At 47.5% G+C, this 299-nt stretch carries 2 tRNA genes; both read left to right on the top strand.

The features are described from left to right. Positions 1-43 precede the first annotated feature (43 nt). A tRNA-Ala gene (locus AB4274_RS22140) sits at positions 44-119 on the top strand. 28 nt (positions 120-147) lie between these two features. Next, a tRNA-Val gene (locus AB4274_RS22135) sits at positions 148-223 on the top strand. Positions 224-299 lie beyond the last annotated feature (76 nt).

The following is a 299-nucleotide window of genomic DNA, read 5'->3' as shown; positions in this document are numbered from 1 at the left end:
ATCCTGCACGACCCACCATTTCCTCCCAAGGAAATAAAAATATGGGGCTATAGCTCAGCTGGGAGAGCGCCTGCCTTGCACGCAGGAGGTCTGCGGTTCGATCCCGCATAGCTCCACCATTCCTTCCATTAGGAATTAAAACTTTATGGGCGATTAGCTCAGTTGGGAGAGCACCTGCCTTACAAGCAGGGGGTCACTGGTTCGAGCCCGGTATCGCCCACCATCTTTAAGCATTCTCGTAAGAGAGTATTTAAAAATGGGTTTAAAAGTTTAACACTTAAAACTCTTGCTCTTTAACA

This window comes from Vibrio sp. 10N.261.55.A10 (assembly GCF_041470825.1).
In the GTDB taxonomy this organism is placed as follows: Bacteria; Pseudomonadota; Gammaproteobacteria; order Enterobacterales; family Vibrionaceae; genus Vibrio; species Vibrio crassostreae_C.
This window is presented reverse-complemented; position numbering and strand designations above follow the sequence as displayed.